The organism is Nostoc sp. XA010 (assembly GCF_020829625.1).
Taxonomy (GTDB): Bacteria; Cyanobacteriota; Cyanobacteriia; order Cyanobacteriales; family Nostocaceae; genus Nostoc.
In genome coordinates, this window is the sequence record NZ_JAIVFX010000006.1 from 205626 (window position 1) to 224990 (window position 19365).

The 19365-nt window shown below is 43.9% G+C and carries 14 protein-coding genes; 3 read left to right on the forward strand and 11 right to left on the reverse strand.

Going from position 1 to position 19365, the window contains the following annotated elements; genetic code table 11:
- The first annotated feature begins 4 nt into the window (after window positions 1–4).
- Window positions 5–661 carry a ribonuclease HII gene (locus LC608_RS11890; protein WP_229553735.1) on the forward strand — a complete coding sequence of 219 codons (657 nt, stop codon included), beginning with the start codon at window positions 5–7 and terminating at the stop codon, window positions 659–661.
- Window positions 662–669: 8 nt separating this feature from the next.
- On the opposite strand, the gene LC608_RS11895 is transcribed toward LC608_RS11890, so the two are convergent.
- Window positions 670–1257: a DUF1997 domain-containing protein gene (locus LC608_RS11895; RefSeq protein ID WP_229553736.1), complete on the reverse strand. Its 588-nt coding sequence runs from the start codon at window positions 1255–1257 to the stop codon at window positions 670–672.
- A 183-nt stretch (window positions 1258–1440) separates the two neighbouring features.
- Entirely contained in the window at window positions 1441–2295 is an 855-nt protein-coding gene (locus LC608_RS11900; RefSeq protein ID WP_229553737.1) for a class I SAM-dependent methyltransferase, read from the reverse strand.
- A gap of 438 nt (window positions 2296–2733) precedes the next feature.
- Between LC608_RS11900 and pheA the strand changes: the two genes are divergently transcribed.
- A complete protein-coding gene (gene pheA / locus LC608_RS11905; protein WP_229553738.1) occupies window positions 2734–3612 on the forward strand; it encodes a prephenate dehydratase in 879 nt (292 codons plus the stop codon).
- A 156-nt stretch (window positions 3613–3768) separates the two neighbouring features.
- On the opposite strand, the gene LC608_RS11910 is transcribed toward pheA, so the two are convergent.
- The 9 genes from LC608_RS11910 to LC608_RS11950 form a co-directional block, all read right to left on the reverse strand.
- On the reverse strand, window positions 3769–4416 hold the full coding sequence (locus LC608_RS11910; protein WP_229553739.1) for an LON peptidase substrate-binding domain-containing protein: 648 nt from the start codon (window positions 4414–4416) through the stop codon (window positions 3769–3771).
- A gap of 196 nt (window positions 4417–4612) precedes the next feature.
- Complete coding sequence (gene rpsJ, locus LC608_RS11915) at window positions 4613–4930, reverse strand: 30S ribosomal protein S10 (RefSeq protein WP_017320518.1); 318 nt, start codon at window positions 4928–4930, stop codon at window positions 4613–4615.
- Window positions 4931–5116: 186 nt separating this feature from the next.
- Complete coding sequence (gene tuf / locus LC608_RS11920; protein ID WP_229553740.1) at window positions 5117–6346, reverse strand: elongation factor Tu; 1230 nt, start codon at window positions 6344–6346, stop codon at window positions 5117–5119.
- Window positions 6347–6369: 23 nt separating this feature from the next.
- Window positions 6370–8448, reverse strand: a complete 2079-nt coding sequence (gene fusA, locus LC608_RS11925; protein WP_229553741.1) for an elongation factor G — start codon at window positions 8446–8448, stop codon at window positions 6370–6372.
- A 138-nt stretch (window positions 8449–8586) separates the two neighbouring features.
- A complete protein-coding gene (gene rpsG / locus LC608_RS11930; protein ID WP_069070112.1) occupies window positions 8587–9057 on the reverse strand; it encodes a 30S ribosomal protein S7 in 471 nt (156 codons plus the stop codon).
- A gap of 526 nt (window positions 9058–9583) precedes the next feature.
- Window positions 9584–9967, reverse strand: a complete 384-nt coding sequence (gene rpsL / locus LC608_RS11935) for a 30S ribosomal protein S12 (RefSeq protein ID WP_012410236.1) — start codon at window positions 9965–9967, stop codon at window positions 9584–9586.
- Between the two features lie 160 nt (window positions 9968–10127).
- Complete coding sequence (locus tag LC608_RS11940; protein WP_229553742.1) at window positions 10128–10457, reverse strand: iron-sulfur cluster assembly accessory protein; 330 nt, start codon at window positions 10455–10457, stop codon at window positions 10128–10130.
- Window positions 10458–10701: 244 nt separating this feature from the next.
- Window positions 10702–11121, reverse strand: a complete 420-nt coding sequence (locus tag LC608_RS11945; RefSeq protein ID WP_229553743.1) for a cupin domain-containing protein — start codon at window positions 11119–11121, stop codon at window positions 10702–10704.
- 285 nt (window positions 11122–11406) lie between these two features.
- Window positions 11407–13467, reverse strand: coding sequence for a phosphodiester glycosidase family protein (locus LC608_RS11950; protein WP_229553744.1), 2061 nt, complete (start codon window positions 13465–13467; stop codon window positions 11407–11409).
- A gap of 1016 nt (window positions 13468–14483) precedes the next feature.
- Here LC608_RS11950 and LC608_RS11955 point away from each other — a divergent pair.
- Entirely contained in the window at window positions 14484–19178 is a 4695-nt protein-coding gene (locus LC608_RS11955) for a glutamate synthase-related protein (RefSeq protein WP_229553745.1), read from the forward strand.
- The last annotated feature ends 187 nt before the right edge of the window (window positions 19179–19365 follow it).

Here is a 19365-nt window from a genome sequence, read left to right on the forward strand (position 1 = left end):
CTTTATGGTAGAAACGTCGCCAACGCCCTTGGAACAATCCAATTGGCTGGAGTTTTCTACCTTGTCAGGGATTCCAGGGTTGGTTGCAGGTGTGGATGAAGTAGGGCGAGGCGCTCTATTTGGCCCTGTGGTGGCGGCAGCAGTGATCCTACCAGATCATGCTTTGCCGATACTGATGGCAGCTAAAATCAAAGATAGTAAAAAGTTATCTAGTTATCGTAGAACTCAGCTAGCGCAGCAGATTAGTGGGCTAGCTATAGACTGGAAAATTGGGTTTGCTTCTACTGCCGAAATTGACAAGATAAATATTTTGCAAGCGACGCTGTTAGCAATGAAGCGGGCTGTGCTGAAATTAAAGGTACAGCCTGCACTCTGCCTGGTTGATGGTAATCAGTTAATCAAAGACTTGCTATTACCGCAACAAACAATAATTAAGGGGGACGAGCGATCGCTTGCCATTGCCTCTGCTAGTATTGTTGCCAAGGTTTGGCGTGACCAACTGGTAATGCGTCTAGCATTAAAATACCCTATGTACAACTTGGAGTGTAACAAGGGTTATGGTAGCCAGCAGCATTTGCTGGCTTTGCAACAATATGGGCCCTCGCCCCTACATCGTCAGTCTTTTCGTCCTTGCCAAATCAAAATACTGAATGCTGAGTAATTAAATAATTACTCAGCATTCAGTATTGGCAATTCAGTACTATTACCACTAAGTCCTTTATCTTTGGTTTGTGATATCACCCAGTAACGATAATCCGCCAAAAGTTGATTTAATAACCGTTGCTTGACTGATAACAGTACGCTTTTGAGCAAAGCATTACCAGTAGCTTCTAAAATCGGCTTGGGAGTAAAAGAAAATGGCGGTGGCAAATCCACCAGCACTTCTAAATCAGCCCTTCCTTGCAGGCGAGTGCCAGTGCTTAACTCTTTGGGAGACAAATGTCCTTTTAAATTGAGAGCAAAACGCTGGTTAATATACTCGAAGCCCAGGATTTCACAGCCTAGCGATCGCAAATTAATTATTCCATTTGATTCTGCCCAAACTCTCATGTCTACAGTAGGTTGAATACTCAATGACATAAAACTTAACGGACGCATTTTCAAACGAAATACTTCTTCAGAAAGCTGCTCAATTCTACTGTTGTCAGCCAAAGCCTTAACTACACGTTGAGGCTGGCGCAAGTAGTGCTGAATGGGAATAGGCTGCTCTGGAACAGCGATTTCAACCGATTGGGAGGCAGTAAACCGGGTAGCCATGAGCGGATAAAAATATCTGTTTCTTAATTTTAATATTTTTTAATAAATTAAATATGATTATTAAAAAATTACAAAACTTATTGACCATAAAAATGATTCTTGTTTGTCAGCTATACATCACTAGCAAAAAGTTGGTACGCTTATTACTATCTTTAGTTCAATAAATATAGATTAAGGGTACGATCAACTAGTATGTAAGATGCTATTTTTTGGCTTGCGACCTATCACATACCAAGTTGTAACATCATCCCACACGCCCTGCTTTGTTTGTCGCGCCTCTAACTCTGCTTCAAATTCAGCTTTGGCTTGTTCTAACTGCGCTTCAGAAAGTCTTGATAAGGGTTTTTCAGGTTGTCCGGGGGTTGGAAAAGAATTGCCGCCCCAAGCTGCTTTTGCTTTGTCTAAGCTCAGGTAGCTACCGTGCTGCTCAGTTTTGATTTCAACCACTTCAAAGCACGCACTTAAAAACAGTTTCCGACACTCTTCAAATGTTCCAAGGCGATTACTTGGTTCTAGCACTACTCCATACCTCGCAAGTACCTCCCGAAACACCACATAGCCGACATAGGCTGTCTCAGCAGGAGTATGAACGCCAATCAGTCCATCTGGTTTAAGAAACTGATGCCAGAGGCGTAATGTCGCTGCTTTGTTTTCTAGCCAAGGGAATGTGTTGGCACACAAAATTCGGTCAAAGCTGTTGGCAGGAAAATTGAGTAATTCAGCGTCGGCCAGTTGAAACTCAACGTTGCCTAAATCTAAAGCTTCAGCTTTGTCCCTTGCTTGTTCTAGCATCCCAGCAGAAATATCTACACCAATGACTCGACCTGAGTTTCCAACAATTCGAGATGCTTCGAGTAGAAGATGCCCTGTCCCCGTTCCAATATCTAAAATCTGATGACCAGAACTGACTTGTGAATATTCAAGTAAACGACGACAAATTTGCAAATGCCAATTCGTATCGTCATAGGTCTGACTTCTCCGGTTGTATAAATCAGCGATTTTTTCCTTGTAATTGTTTAAGCTAAGTTGCTCAACCATTGGAAAGTCCCCTTTAACTGCGACTCAGTTTAACACTAACTCCGGCTCTATCGCGTTACCGATTAATTCTGAACCCTTAATACGCCTACTTCCCCCAGAACTTGTTGCTTCCCTGACTGGTTATGACTACATTTTGAATGTCCTATCTATTGCAAACATTTTTTGAATTGGTATTAAAATTTAATTCTTGACACAAAATCAAGAATATGAATTGTTATTTGGTCAGAAACTAATATAATTGCTCTTAAATCTTCAGAGGAATTTAGCAAAAAAACTGCCAGGAAATCTATCTGCTAGAAGACTAATTTCCATAACTTATTTTCCTGATACATATTTCGGTCTATTCGTTTAATAAGAGTAAATGTTGGATATATTTGCCAAACTCAAAATATCATAATCTCTGTTTACCGATTAAACTTGCAACTCAAGGCTAAAGGCATGACTTTATTGATCGCACATTTAGGGCCTCCCGGCACATATGCAGAACAAGCAGCTGTTTTTTATGTCAACTGGCTAACTAAAAGTACGGGAGTTGAAGCTACGTTATGTCCCTATCCCACCATCTCTCAGTCACTGCACGCTGTTGCTGATGGTAAAGCTCACATAGCTGTTGTTCCAGTGGAAAATTCTATTGAAGGGAGTGTTACCACAACACTGGATACACTTTGGCAGTTAGACAGTTTGCGAATTCAGTTGGCTTTGGTATTACCTATTGTCCATACGTTAATTTCTTGCGCGTCTAGCTTAGATAAAATTACAACTGTTTACTCTCACCCGCAAGCTTTGGCACAATGTCAGGGATGGTTAGAGCAGTTTCTCCCGACTGTACAAATTATTCCCAGCAATTCTACAACCGAAGCACTACAGCGATTGGAGCAAGAGACAACAACAGCAGCGATCGCTTCTAGTAGAGCAGCTCAACTCTACAACCTGCCCATACTAGCTAGTGGCATCAACGACTATCCAGAAAACTGTACTCGTTTTTGGGTAGTAAGTCAGGGTGAAGGAGACGCTGGATACCGATCATCAACAATAGGTGCTAGCCACACATCGCTAGCTCTTAGTATGCCTGCAAACACACCCGGAGCATTACTCAAACCCTTGCAAATATTTGCTCAATTAGGAATTAACCTTAGCCGGATTGAATCTCGTCCGACGAAGCGATCGCTAGGCGAATACTTGTTTTTCATGGATTTAGAAGCGGATGCCAAGGAAGCACAAATGCAATCTGCTTTAGCAGAATTAGCTATGCACACAGAAATTTTAAAAATTCTTGGCGCTTACAATGTTTTGCCGATCAGCGCTGTTACTTTATAAGTTAAGAGTTAGGATTTAGGAGTTATCAGTTATTAGTTATCAGGTAGGGAATATAAATTATAAGTTGCCAATCTTTTATTTTTTGTTATTTATTCCTAACTCCTCACTCCTCCCTCCTGTACAGACGCGATTAATCGCGTCTCTACTCCTAACTCCTCACTTTTCATTAAACGTGTCTTTAAGAACAGAGCGAGCGGCCAAGTGATTCCGAGTAGAGGTTAAAATTTCCGCTTCCCGCTCAAGACGAGTTGCAGTATCTTGCATTTCTAGCAATAACTGCTGCTCTGCGGCGACACCATAAAGATTACTCGCTACCCAATAAGATAACTCTGTTGGTAGGTCAGGCAAATCTTCTGGCAGTTCGATATTTTGTTCGGTTAATTTGGCTGATAGACGCACAACATCTCGCAGTAATTGTTCTACCTCAGTTGATAAAGGTCGCAAATCTTTAGCCGGTGGTTGGTCTTCAATCCACTCCACTAAGCCAACGCGGTATGGTTTTTCACGAACATACTCTAATACACGAAATCTTTGCTGCCCTAAAGTCAACATCTTAATCCGATCATCTGGCAGCCGTTGGTGATGAACGATTTCCGCACAGCAACCAGTGTTTGCAATTGTACCTTTAACAGGATCGACCATCAAAACACCGAACCTGCGATCGCTCTCCAAAATCGTGTTCATCATGATTCGGTAGCGAAATTCAAAGATGTGCAGAGGCAATGGTCTGGTAGGAAACAAAACTACTTCGGGTAACGGGAACAGAGGTAGTTCACGAACTGCAATTTTAGAAGATGATGTCATTGTTACTTTGGTATAAACTTAATCTTAAAAATAATTTTTCTCTGCTTTTCCCGTTCTTTGTCTACATTCTATCATTTGTTTCCTAGCTAAATAAAAGCCCTGAGATATATTTATTCAGGGCAATGTAAAAAATTATACAAATTTTATTGATCATTAGTCATTAGCAAAGGACAAATGACAATGACTAATGACTAAATTAAAGTTTGACTTCGATATCTACACCCGATGGTAGATCCAATTTCATCAGGGCATCAATAGTCTTAGAAGAGGGCTGGTAAATATCAATAATCCGGCGATGAGTACGGGTTTCAAAGTGTTCCCGTGAGTCTTTATCTACGTGAGGCGATCGCAGTACACAATAGATCCGGCGTTTTGTTGGTAAAGGAATTGGGCCTACGGCTGTAGCATTGGTGCGGTTAGCTGTATCTACAATCTTCTCGCAAGATGTGTCTAATAAGCGTCGGTCAAAAGCCTGTAAGCGAATTCTAATTTTCTGCTGCTGTAGAGTTGCCATCTTTAATTTTCCAGGTTCTGCGTAATTAGGGGAATGGGGAATGGGGAATGGGGAGTGAGGGTTAAGGGAGACAAAATTTACTTGGCTTCTTCCTATTCCCTACTCCTTTTAATTAAAAAGGAAGAGAAAGGAGCAGAGAGGCACAATAAAGACCATCTCTGCTCCTTTGTTATGAGCGAAAAGGTGCTACTTGATAATTTTGGAGACGACACCAGCACCGATGGTGCGGCCACCTTCGCGGATAGCGAAGCGCATTCCTTGTTCAATAGCGATCGCGTTGATCAATTCTACTGTCATCTTGATCCGATCGCCTGGCATTACCATTTCTACTTCTTTGCCTTCATCAGAAGTGTAGGCTTTGATGGTACCAGTTACATCAGTTGTCCGCACGTAGAACTGGGGACGGTAGCCAGCAAAAAATGGAGTCTTACGACCACCTTCTTTTTCTGTTAAGACATAAACCTCACCTTCAAATTCATTGTGAGGTTTAATCGAACCAGGTTTAGCGATGACCATACCCCGTTCAATATCAGCCTTCTGGATACCCCGGAGTAGTACGCCAGCGTTATCCCCAGCCATACCTTGGTCGAGACTCTTCTTGAACATCTCAATACCAGTTACGGTAGTGGCGCGAGTATCTCTGATACCCACTAGTTCAACGTTATCGCCAACTTTGACTACACCCCGCTCAATCCGACCGGTGGCGACAGTACCACGACCTGTAATTGAGAACACGTCTTCTACAGCCATCAGGAAGGGTTTATCAACATCCCGCTCAGGAGTGGGGATGTAAGAATCTACAGCATCCATTAATTCGTAGATTTTGTCTACCCAAGGATTTTCACCGCGTTGGGTCTTAGGATTCTTGGTCATTACTTCCAGAGCTTGCAGACCAGAGCCTTTGATAATGGGGATATCATCGCCAGGGAAATCGTAGCTAGAAAGCAGTTCTCTAAGTTCTAGTTCTACTAGTTCCAAGAGTTCTGGGTCATCCATCAAATCTTCTTTGTTCAAGAAGACAACCAGACTGGGAACGCCTACCTGTTTTGCCAACAGGATGTGTTCGCGGGTTTGGGGCATAGGGCCATCGGTAGCAGCAACTACGAGGATACCTCCGTCCATTTGGGCAGCACCGGTGATCATGTTCTTCACATAGTCAGCGTGTCCTGGACAGTCTACGTGAGCATAGTGCCGACTTGCGGTTTCATACTCTACGTGAGCGGTATTGATGGTAATACCCCGTGCCTTTTCTTCTGGGGCATTATCAATTTGGTCGTAGCCCTTAGCTACAGCCTGACCCATAGCTGCCAAGGTCATGGTGATGGCTGCTGTCAAGGTAGTTTTACCGTGGTCAACGTGGCCAACTGTACCGATATTAATGTGGGGTTTATTCCTTTCAAACTTTGCGCGTGCCATGAATGCTCATTTCCTTATTTTAACTAAGCGTTCCCTTTGCTTTTTGCAATGATAGTTTCAGCTACGCTGCGAGGCACCTCTTCGTAGTGGCTGAACTCCATCGTGAAGGTACCCCGACCTTGCGTTTTTGACCGAATATCAGTGGCGTAGCCAAACATGCTCGCCAGTGGAACTTTGGATGTTACCTTAGCGAGTCCCTTTTCGGTGCTTTGGCTTTCAATCTGCCCTCGGCGGGTGTTGAGGTCGCCAATGACGTTCCCCATATAGTCTTCAGGAACTTCAACTTCAACTTTCATCATAGGCTCTAAGATGACAGGTGAAGCTTTCAGCACAGCCTCTTTCATCGCCATTGAGCCAGCGATTTTGAAAGCCATTTCTGAAGAGTCTACATCGTGGTATGACCCATCAATTAGCGTCGCTTTAACGTCAATCAACGGATATCCAGCTAGAACACCGGATTCGCAGCTTTCTTTCATTCCTTGTTCTGCGGGGCCAACGTACTCTTTAGGTACTGTACCGCCAGCAATTTTGGAAACGAATTCAAACCCAGTACCGGGTTCCCCAGGCTCCAAATTGATCACAACGTGACCGTATTGACCTTTACCACCACTTTGGCGAATGAATTTGCCCTCAACTTTGTTCACAGCCTTCCGAATTGTTTCTCGGTAAGCTACTTGTGGGGCACCTACATTCGCTTCCACCTTGAATTCTCGTAACATCCGGTCTACTAAAATTTCTAGGTGTAGCTCTCCCATTCCCGCGATCACGGTCTGGTTTGTTTCCGGATCGACGCGGACACGGAAGGTGGGGTCTTCTTCTGAGAGAGATTGCAGAGCCTTGGACAGTTTGTCCATGTCGTTCTTGGTTTTGGGTTCAACCGCCACCGAGATCACAGGCTCAGGAATGAATAGGGATTCCAGAATTACTGGCGATCCATCATCACAGAGGGTGTCACCTGTCAAGGTGTCTTTCAATCCCAGAGCTGCTCCTAAATCACCCGCTCGCAGTTCATCAACATCTTGCCGATCGTCTGCCTTCATTAGAACTAAGCGGGAAATCCGTTCTTTTTTATTCTTACTAGCGTTGAGAACGTAGCTGCCCTTTTTCAGGACACCAGAATAAACGCGAACAAATGTCAGGCGACCGTAAGGGTCAGCCATAATTTTAAACGCCAGAGCTGCTAGGGGTTCGTTGTCATCAGCCCGCCGCTCAATAGTATCGCCATTGGGCAGTAAGCCTTGAATTGGCGGTACTTCACTTGGCGCTGGCAGGTAATCTACAACGGCATCCAGCATCAACTGCACGCCTTTGTTTTTGAATGCTGAACCGCAAAGTACTGGTACAATCGTCCCCGCAATTGTGCCTTTACGCAGGGCAGTCCGAATTTCCTGCTCTGTAAGCTCTTCGCCCTCGAAGTACTTAGTCATCAGAGCATCATCGGTTTCTGCTGCGGCTTCTATTAGCTTGGTGCGGTGTTCTTCTACCTGCGCTTGCAATTCTTCCGGGATATCGGTTTCCTGGATATCAGTACCTTGGTCATTGGCGTAAATATACGCACGTTGCCCTACTAGGTCAACGATACCTCGGAAGTCGTTTTCGCTACCAATTGGTAATTGAATGGCGATCGCATTTGCCCGTAGGCGATCGCGGATTTGCTCGTGAACTTTATAAAAGTTCGCTCCGGTGCGATCCATCTTGTTGATAAAGGCTATCCGAGGAACTTTGTAGCGTTCTGCTTGCCGCCACACTGTCTCAGACTGCGGTTGCACGCCGCCCACAGAACAAAATACTGCGATTACACCATCCAAAACGCGCATGGAACGCTCAACTTCAATTGTGAAGTCTACGTGACCCGGAGTATCGATAATGTTAATTTGATGATCTTTCCAACTGGTACTGATAGCAGCAGCCGTAATGGTAATTCCCCGTTCCCGCTCCTGCTCCATCCAGTCTGTGACGGCAGTTCCTTCATGAACTTCGCCAATTTTATGAATTATCCCAGAGTAAAATAATATTCTCTCTGTTGTTGTTGTTTTGCCCGCATCTATATGCGCCGCAATACCAATGTTGCGTACTTTCTCTAGCGGGATCGTGCGTGCCACAGCTACCTCCTATAGTTTTTGCCTCATGATATCTTGTATATTACTCTTTGTTAAGATTCTATACTTTTACGGAAAACCGTCTTCTTTTTGTAAATCTACGATATACCGCTTGGGCAAGGCGATATATCGCTTTTCTACTTAATAACGATAGTGTGCGAATGCTTTATTAGCTTCCGCCATCCGGTGCGTTTCTTCACGTTTGCGAATCGCATTGCCAGTTTCGTTGGCAGCATCCATTAACTCATTTGCCAGTTTGCTTGCCATTGTCCGGCCTGGTCTGGAGCGGGAATATTGCACTAACCAACGCAGTGCTAGGGTAGTGCCGCGTTCTGTACGCACTTCCATTGGTACTTGGTAGGTTGCTCCACCAACTCGCCGAGCCTTTACTTCTACTAAAGGCGTGGCATTTCGCACTGCTCTTTCAAAGGTTTCTAAGGCACCAGCACCAGTGCGTTCTTCAATAGTTTTTAATGCATCATAAACAATCCGTGCGGCAAGTGATTTCTTGCCATGACGCATGATCCGCCTGATAATCATGCTCACAAGGCGACTATTATATACAGAGTCAGACGGAACTGGGCGCCTTTGAATAACACCACGACGAGACATACTTCACCTTTAATTCGGAATTGGCAACGAAATTATATGCTATCAGACGCTGGAAACTAAAAGCTGTGGAACTCAACCCTCAGACTTTCTCAATTTTGTTTTCGACTGTTGCAGCAAGGCTGACTTATTGACTGCCAATTTTGGATTAGAGTTTTTGGTAGATGTTCCGACCACAAGGATTGGAAAAATCAAAATTCTGTAAGCCTCATCCCCTTGTGGGTTCGACCAATCCAAAACCGCAAATCTAAAATCTAAAATTCATTGACTTGCTAGCTGCAACTAAATACTCAAGGCGACAAGATTCTAAACTTTAACGTCCAGATTAGATTTCTGCTGTGGGTTACAGCGTTCTCTTCTGAACTTCTACACTTGCTCGCTTAGTGTAGGTGTAGCTTGCTTGATTTTTTTAACAGACTTGAGCAGCTTTCGTAACTGCTCTTAGTACACAGACCCTGATAGTTTTTTTGTCCTTAAGCGCTTCTAAGCTAGACGATTAATCGTGTTGGATGCGATTAATCGCCTAATCCTATTTCTTCGCTTCTTTCGGACGCTTGGTTCCATACTTGGAACGCCCTTGTTTACGGTCTTTGACTCCGGCTGTATCTAGGGTGCCACGGATAATGTGGTATCTCACGCCTGGTAGATCCTTAACCCGACCGCCACGAATCATCACAACTGAGTGTTCTTGTAAGTTGTGACCAATACCTGGAATATAAGCTGTGACTTCAAATCCAGAGGTTAATCTGACTCTCGCTACTTTACGTAGAGCTGAGTTAGGCTTTTTGGGTGTGGTCGTGTATACTCTGGTACAAACTCCCCGACGTTGGGGGCATTGTTTCAGAGCCGGGGACTTGGTTTTCTGACGCGCTTGTTCGCGCTCGTTACGTATTAGCTGCTGTATTGTTGGCATGAGTTACAGCGCGTAAAGCTGCTTATATGTCTAAGTTTTAACAAATCCTAATTATATCGTTTTTTACGGTTTTATGTCAATTGTAATTTTTCCTTTAATTTTTCCTTAATTAGTTTAGTCTTTTTTCCTTTGTTACTAGTAACCGATCGCTAATTAAGGACTATTGACTAGTTGTGGAGAATGAATTACCACAGCCACAGGTTGCGATCGCCTGAGGGTTTTGGAAGCGAAAACCACCACCCATTAAGTCTTCTGAATAATCCACCCTCAACCCGTTGAGGTAATTTAAGCTTGCGGCATCTATGACTACTTGAATTTCATTCAAGTTGAAAATCTGGTCGCCAACTTTTATTGCTTCATCGAAGGACATATCATAAAACAACCCGGAACAACCACCTGATTTTACTGCCAATCGAAATAAGACATTTGGCTGCTGCTTGGACTTTATTCGCCCAATCTCACTCGCGGCTGCTTGACTCAGATGAATCATGGAACTCGTTTTTTGTAATTGAAGACCCTATCTTCATTTTACAGACAAGATGGGTTAATCCTAGCTTCTTGAAAATTCCAAATCATCGAAGCTATGAGGACGATCGCTATTACTACTTGTTACTACATTTATAGCACAACATGCTTAAGTCCCCACCTTAACTAGGTAGGGACTTCTGGGGTGCGGTGGTTCCTAAAGACGGTTTGCACAAAAATAAATGTATTCAGTTTTTTAGATTAGAGCTTTAATCTTTGGTACGGGCATAGTCATCTTGGTAGCGAATAATATCATCTTCTCCCAAGTATTCGCCATTTTGCACTTCAATCAACACCAAGGGGATCACGCCAGGATTCTCTAAACGATGAGATGTACATTGGGGTACATAAGTTGACTCATTATTGCTCAGTAGAACTTCTTTCTCGCCACAAGTTACCCTAGCTGTACCAGATACGACAATCCAATGTTCACTGCGGTGGTGGTGCATTTGTAGACTGAGGCGGTGTCCGGGCTTAACTTCAATGCGCTTGATTTTGTATCCGCGCCCTTCTTCCAAAACTGTAAAAGCACCCCAAGGACGTAATTCAGTTGCAGCAACGCCTTTGGATATGATACTTGAAGGTATGTGTAGAGTCTCAGTCTGTGTAGTTTCTTGATATCGAGCCATAGTCACCTCATTTGAAGACATAACAAACCGTTGATACTCTTAGTATTGATAAAAAATCTGGCGCTATCTTGCAACGTTGAAAATCATTAATTTTGTCCCACCTTGATAAAGATAGCAAAATCAAACGTGACGGTGTAAATCATCACTACTAAAACCCTTGCATCTACACTAAGTCTTCATCAGGCAAAATAGCAGCTTGTTCTAAACTTTAAAAAATGAGTGGGGAGTAGTGAGTGGTGCTTGGTAATTGAGTTTTTTACCTACTCCCTACTCCCTACTCCCTTATTATTGTGGTTTCAGGAAAATACCAATTCCATTATGAACACGAGCAGCTGTACTAGGCGATCGATCGAGTAGTTGTCCTCCTAAGTAAAGGCTGGTAGAACTACCTCCGTCTAAATTTAGGGCATCCACACAGCCCATCTGTTGCATCAATTGGGCATGTTCTGCCAAATTAGGGCCATAACCGCCTGGACGATTATGGATAGCAGTAATCATCAATGTGCCTGTTGCTGTTGTGCAAATACCACTACGGATAGCCTTTTCGGCAATAAAAGCATTGCTGAATTTTTCGCCTTTGGCATCAAGGACAATTTGACGGTTTTGGACTAATAGCGGCCCGGCTCCGATAATGTAGGGATAACGACTAAAATCAGCCGGAGTAGTGGCGCTGGAAATACTTACTGTGGTTCCAATAGGTAGCTGTGAGGCACCACTAGCAGCCTTGGCGCGTAAGGTTAGTAGGTAGCCATCCGGGGGAATGGAAACGGGCGTCTCACCAACTTTGCCGCCTGGTAACTGTTGGGTAATTTGGTCTTTCTCTACCACTAGGATAATTTCGTTATCCGTCAAGGGCGTATAAGTTGATCCCCAAGCTGGGGTGTAACGGGCAATGCCACTCTGGATGTAGCCGCTATTGAGAAACAGAATTGGTAGGCGCTGGTCATTTGCCGTAATTAAAGTTTCTTCTAGGGTGAGACGACCGAAGTAAAATTGACCAGAATCATTCCAAGCGATCGCACCTCGGTTGAGAATGGGGCCTGATAACCACTGACCATCCCGACGAATTGCACCCAAAGGGAATTTGTTATTGCGGTTAAAATAACCACCGTTAATTCCAGCTACTGCTAAGTAACGTTGTGCTGTTTGAATTAAGGGAGCAGTACCCGCAAGCCCATCAGGACTAGCCCACATAGGTTTCAGTGTTAGCCCAAATTTACGGGGATTAACTTCTAACCAAACCACCGGAAAGCGCTCTGTGCCTAAGTTGACATAATGCTGGCGCCAGCGCAATCCTGGGACCCAAGTAATATCTCGCTCTTCTAGGGGATCGGGTCGAATATCGATAATCAGGCGATTGGGGTTAGCTACAGTCCTAACTTGAGGCGATAAACCAAAGGGAATGCTCAGACTAATAATAGTTTGGTTTTTCACCACCTCCACTTGTTGAATCAGTGGTTCAGGAGCTGGGGGTGGTGGTATTGGTTGTGTTGGTGTAACTGGTAATAATTGTTTGAGCAAGTTTGGCAGCAATGTTGGTGGTGTTGCTGGTACTGTTGGTGGCTGGGGGGTATAGCGTTCTATCAAAAGGGGATCGGCTATTCCATCCAGGGTAATTGTCCACTTTCTATTTGGCGGTACAGTGGATTTTGGGGTTGGCGTGTCTGGATCGAGGGATGGAGTTTCAATTTTTTTAATAATTGACCCTTGTGCAACTTGCCAGGGAGTTGGACGATTTAAATCGACAAGAATCCGAGTTTGTTGCAAAGGGGCACTTGCCTCTAGACGTTCCTGGCTCTGAACAATATTTGTAATTTGTGCTTTTGGGATAGCAATCACCAAAATATTGCCATTGGTTCGGATTTCCCATCCAGATGTTTGAGCAAAATTAGTAATATCAAGATAGCGATATGCGCCTAGTAGCCTGGTGGTTAAAACCAGTGGTTTTGTCACCGATGAAAACCACTGTATTGGTTGCCTTGCTGAGTTACTACTGTTTAAGAAATTTACTCCAATTAACTGCCTAAACGCCCCATCACTCAGATGAGTTGTAATCCGACCAGCTTTTCCAGTTCGCTGTAACCAAGTTGCTGGTAAAGTACGACCATTGAGGGAAATTTGATTACCAGAGGATACTACGCCTGTTAAAGCAGGTGCAGGTGACTGGGAGATAAGCCTTGGTATTGATTGGGCGTTTTTTGGAGACTCCTGGGCGTTGGCAGCACAGGTAGTAGTTAAGCATAGTGTTATTAAAAATATTGGTGACACAGTAGCCCGGAAAAATCTGCGTTTCCCCTTGGCGTTGGCTTTGCGATCGCCATTCCCTGATTGGCAATTATTCGGCATTTTTACCATAATTTACTAGGTTTTTTGAAAACTATCAGCCAAGGTATAAACTAACTAATTATTTGGAAATATAAAAAAAACATGAGTTTATTTTTGAAAAAACATGCTATTATATATATTGGCTAGTCATCTCTATTTAAAAACTAATCAATTTATTTAGACGCTAAAGCCACTGCAATCAAGTGTTTTAACTGGCACGAATTTAACCACACTATACACGGTAGTTTTGATTATCAAAACTGGATTAAGATATTTAACCCTGACTGAATATTGCAAATTCAGTAAGGTCTAGTTAATAGTAATACATGTGCCAACTGGTAAGCGGCAAAACTCTAGACAACAAAGATATTTGGGAATTGTCAAATGGGTATATATTGTAATACGCTGATTTTATTGCTGGATCAGGATAACTAAATAATTACTAATTCGTAATTAGAAGGGTACAGCAGCCCACACTAAATTAAAGATTTAGTGGTTAACAAGACAATGGAGGGTACAACCCCCCACTGATTGCAACTACGAATTAAGGTAGCGTAATTTAAAGCCTTCTCTTCTCCCTTGGCGCTAGCGTCTTCCTTTAGGAGAAAGGGAGACCTTGCGCCAACGCTTAGAGCGAGTCTTTATTGTCACGATCAATTACGAATTATTTTGACTTTGGCTTTAAAAAATAGTGCAGCGTTCAGTTTTAGTTTTGTTTCAGGTGAGCCGAAATAGGCTCTATGAGTAGCTAGCGTGCATCTGGAAAAAGAAATTGAAAAAATACTTAGCTTCAAAATATAAAAAAGAAACTGTCAGGGCAAAAAAGATGTCTTGGCGGAGGTAAGTTGTCTAACACCGCATAAATACATAAGAAATACGCAAAAATTTTAACACGGGTTAACTAACAAAGTAAAACCGAAGTTAAAATTTTTTTTCCCTAAATTTCGGTGTCTGTATATTTTTCCATCGCTGAATTTAGAAATTTTTTCCCATAACGTAGTGGCAAAATTGGTAACTCAATACTTCAGGAACAGGGTATGAATAATAAATCGATGAATCAAAACCAACAAATCACAGCGAATATCAACTCAAGAGATACCTATCAGGGGCAAAAGTGGTTAGTAGAGGAACGAGATGCCTGTGGTGTAGGTTTTATTGCTCATCGCCAAAATCATACCAGCCACGAAATTGTTGAAAAAGCCTTAGCTGCTTTAACCTGCTTAGAACATCGGGGAGGTTGTAGCGCCGATCAGGATTCTGGTGATGGTGCTGGAGTATTGACAGCTATCCCTTGGGAGTTGTTCCAACAAGACTTTGCCGAAAGTGGAAAGGAACTTCCATCCATCAATAATATAGCTGTTGGGATGATCTTTCTACCACAAGACCAGGAAGCAGCACAAAAAGCTAGAGCGGCAGTTGAGCAGGTAGCTGCTGAAGAAAAATTCACTGTACTTGGCTGGCGAGTTGTGCCAGTGCAACCTGATTTACTTGGAGTACAAGCAAGAGAAAATCAACCCCAGATTGAACAAATTTTGTTAGCTTCTGTTGACAAAAGCGGCGATGAATTAGAACGGCAGTTGTACATTACCCGCCGCCGAATTAGTAAAGTTGCAACCAACATCTCAGAAGAATTTTATATCTGCTCGTTGTCAAGCCGCACAATTGTCTATAAAGGCATGGTGCGTTCTGCCGTATTGGGCGACTTTTATGACGATTTAAAAAATCCAGCTTACAAAAGTGCCTTTGCTGTCTATCACCGCCGCTTTAGTACCAACACAATGCCTAAGTGGCCGCTAGCCCAACCAATGCGGCTTTTGGGTCACAACGGCGAAATCAATACTTTGTTGGGTAACATCAACTGGATGATGGCACGAGAAGCTACCCTGAATCATCCTATATGGGGCGATCGCATCAAGGAACTCAAGCCATTAGTTCATATTGATAACAGCGACTCAGCTACCTTAGACAACGTTGTGGAATTGCTGGTCTGCTCTGGACGCAGCCCTTTGGAAGCTTTAATGATTATGGTTCCAGAGGCTTACCAAAATCAGCCTTCTTTACGTGACTCTCCAGAAATTGTTGATTTCTACGAATATTACAGTGGTCTGCAAGAAGCGTGGGACGGGCCAGCACTTTTAGTATTTAGTGATGGCAAAAAAGTTGGTGCAACACTAGATCGTAATGGCTTAAGACCAGCTCGCTACGTGATCACCAAAGATGACTACATTGTTGTAGCTTCCGAAGCTGGTGTAGTGGACTTTCCAGAAGCCGATATTGTCGAGAAAGGTAGACTCGGCCCAGGACAAATGATTGCCGTAGATTTAGTAAATCATGAAGTCCTGAAAAATTGGGAGATTAAGCAGCGCATCGCCAAGCAGCACCCTTATGGTGAATGGCTGCAACAGTACCGTCAAGAATTAAAGTCATTAGTCATTGGTCATTCGTCATTAGCAAATGGCAATGGCAACGGTAAAGGACAAATGACTAATGACCAAGGACAAGTGACAATTGACAAGCAAACATTGCTTCAGCTACAAACTGCCTTTGGCTACACCACAGAAGATGTGGAAATGGTGATTCATCCAATGGCGATCGCAGGTTCAGAGCCCACTTTCTGCATGGGTGATGATATTCCTTTAGCAGTACTGTCAACAAAACCCCACCTGCTGTATGACTATTTCAAACAGCGCTTTGCTCAGGTGACGAACCCGGCAATTGATCCCCTACGGGAAAAGCTAGTTATGTCTTTGAAAGTAGAACTGGGTGAACGGGGTAACTTATTAGAACCCAAGCCAGAATATGCTCGAAGATTGAAGCTGGAATCGCCAGTGTTAACTGATGGTGAGTTAGAGGCAATTAAGCTGTCAGGATTTGCCACGGCTGAGTTGTCAACCCGATTTGCGATCGCTACCGGTCCTGAAGGATTAAAGGCCGCAGTCCAATCTTTACAAGCACAAGCAGCTGAATCAGTCCGCGCAGGTGCAAAGATTTTAATCTTAAGCGATAAGGCAAATGACGGTATCAGCCCAGAAGATACATACATTCCTCCCCTGTTAGCAGTGGGTGCTGTACATCATCACCTGATTCGGGAAGGGTTGCGAATGAAAACATCCCTAATTGTCAATACTGCTCAATGCTGGAGTACTCATCACTTTGCTTGTCTCATTGGCTACGGTGCTGGTGCAGTTTGTCCGTATATGGCTTTAGATACGGTGCGTGATTGGTGGTCTGATCCCAAAACTCAAAAGTTAATGGGTGTAGAAAAAATTCCCACCCTCACCCTAGAACAAGCTTTAGGAAACTATCGCAAAGCAGTAGAGTCAGGTTTGCTAAAAATTCTCTCCAAGATGGGGATTTCTCTGCTCTCCAGCTATCAAGCAGCCCAAATCTTTGAAGCTATTGGCATCGGTGGAGATTTAATCGAACTGGGATTCCGTGGTACGACTTCCCGTATCGGTGGTTTGAGTGTTAGCGAACTAGCTGATGAAGTGCTTTCCTTCCACTGCAAAGCTTTCCCAGAAGTGACGGCCAATAAGTTACAAAACCTGGGCTTTGTGCAGTACCGTCCTGGCGGCGAGTACCACATGAATAGCCCAGAAATGGTTAAGGCGCTGCATAAGGCTTTAGATGGCAAAAACTACGACCACTACGAAGTTTACAAAAAGCATCTTCAAGGTAGGCCAGTAACAGCCTTGCGTGACTTGCTAGACTTCCAAGGCGATCACACCCCAATTTCTATAGAAGAAGTGGAGTCGGTAGCTGAAATTGTCAAGCGTTTCTGCACCGGTGGCATGTCTTTAGGCGCTTTGTCAAGAGAAGCCCATGAAACTTTAGCGATCGCCATGAATCGCATTGGCGGTAAATCTAACTCTGGAGAAGGCGGCGAAGACCCAGTACGCTATACAGTTCTAGATGATGTAGACGAGTCTGGTCACTCGCCAACCCTACCTCATTTAAAAGGATTGCGGAATGGTGATCAAGCCTATAGTGCCATCAAGCAAGTTGCATCGGGACGCTTTGGTGTCACGCCAGCGTACCTAGTCAACGCCAAACAAATTGAAATCAAAATTGCCCAAGGTGCTAAACCTGGGGAAGGTGGACAGCTACCAGGGCCCAAGGTGAGCCAATACATTGCGATGTTAAGGCGATCGAAGCCAGGTGTGACGCTGATTTCACCACCACCGCACCACGATATCTATTCTATTGAAGACCTAGCACAACTGATTTTTGACCTGCACCAAATTAATCCCAAAGCCAAGGTGTCGGTGAAGCTAGTTGCAGAAGTTGGCATTGGCACGATCGCAGCTGGTGTAGCCAAAGCAAACGCTGATATTATCCAGATTTCTGGACATGATGGTGGTACAGGTGCATCGCCACTCAGTTCGATTAAACATGCTGGTTCACCGTGGGAACTGGGTTTAAGTGAAGTGCATCGCGTCTTGATGGAAAATAGCCTGCGCGATCGCGTGATTTTGCGCGTAGATGGCGGACTCAAGAGTGGCTGGGATGTGGTAATAGGTGCATTGATGGGCGGTGAAGAATTCGGTTTTGGCTCCATCGCCATGATTGCTGAAGGCTGTATCATGGCGCGAGTTTGCCACATGAACACCTGCCCTGTGGGTGTTGCTACTCAAAAAGAAGAACTCCGCAAGCGGTTTACGGGAATGCCGGAACAGGTTGTTAACTTCTTCTACTTCATCGCCGAAGAAGTGCGTAGTTTGTTAGCACGACTAGGCTACCGTTCTTTGTCAGAAATCATAGGACGTGCAGATTTGTTGAAACTGCGCCCAGAGGCAAAACTCACCAAAACGCAGTCATTGAACCTGGACTGTTTACTTAAGCTACCAGATACCAGAGACAATCGTAGTTGGTTAGTGCATGAAGAAGTCCACAGTAACGGCGTAGTTTTGGATGACAAGATGCTTGCCGATCCCGAAATTCAGACTGCCATTCGGGATCAGTCCACTGTTACCAAGACTTACCCTATTGTCAATACTGACAGAACAGTAGGCACAAGATTAGCGGGAGCGATCGCTTCTCAATACGGTGACAGCGACTTTGAAGGACAAATTAATCTCAATTTCACAGGTAGTGTTGGGCAAAGCTTTGGTGCGTTCAACCTCCCTGGTATAATTCTGTCCCTGGCAGGAGAGGCAAACGACTACGTAGGTAAGGGAATGCATGGTGGTGAAATCATCATCAAACCTTCAACTGATGCTACCTATAACGCATCAGAAAACGTGATAGTTGGCAATACGTGCCTCTATGGTGCTACTGGTGGCATGTTATTTGCCAACGGTTTAGCAGGAGAGCGCTTTGCTGTGAGAAACTCTAAAGCCATAGCAGTCATTGAAGGCGCTGGGGATCACTGCTGTGAATACATGACTGGTGGTGTGATTGTCGTCCTCGGCAAAGTAGGACGTAACGTAGCAGCTGGAATGACTGGTGGACTGGCGTACTTCTTAGATGAAGACGACTCATTTCGTGAGTTAGTCAACCCGGAAATTGTCAAAATCCAACGGGTGATTACAGAAGCAGGCGCAAAACAACTGCAAGAGTTAATCAAAACTCATGCGGAACGCACTGGTTCACCAAAGGCAAAGAAAATTCTGCAAAACTGGCAAGAATTTTTGCCGAAATTCTGGCAGTTAGTTCCGCCTTCTGAAGTTGATAGTCCAGAAGCCAATCCTGAACAAAAAACAACTGAGTTCAGTTTAGTCAGCAGTCATTAGTAACTGTAACATTCTCATAATCAGCCTTAAGCCATTCTCCCGTCGGAGAAGTTGCACAAACAAGTACTCTGGGAAAACCTCTTTGGATACCTCAAACAGTCGCCTGAATTTAACCCTTAAGAAGGCTGTAGAGAGAAAATATATTCCTCCTATTTTAGGGGGAATATCACTCAATTTTTCATAACTG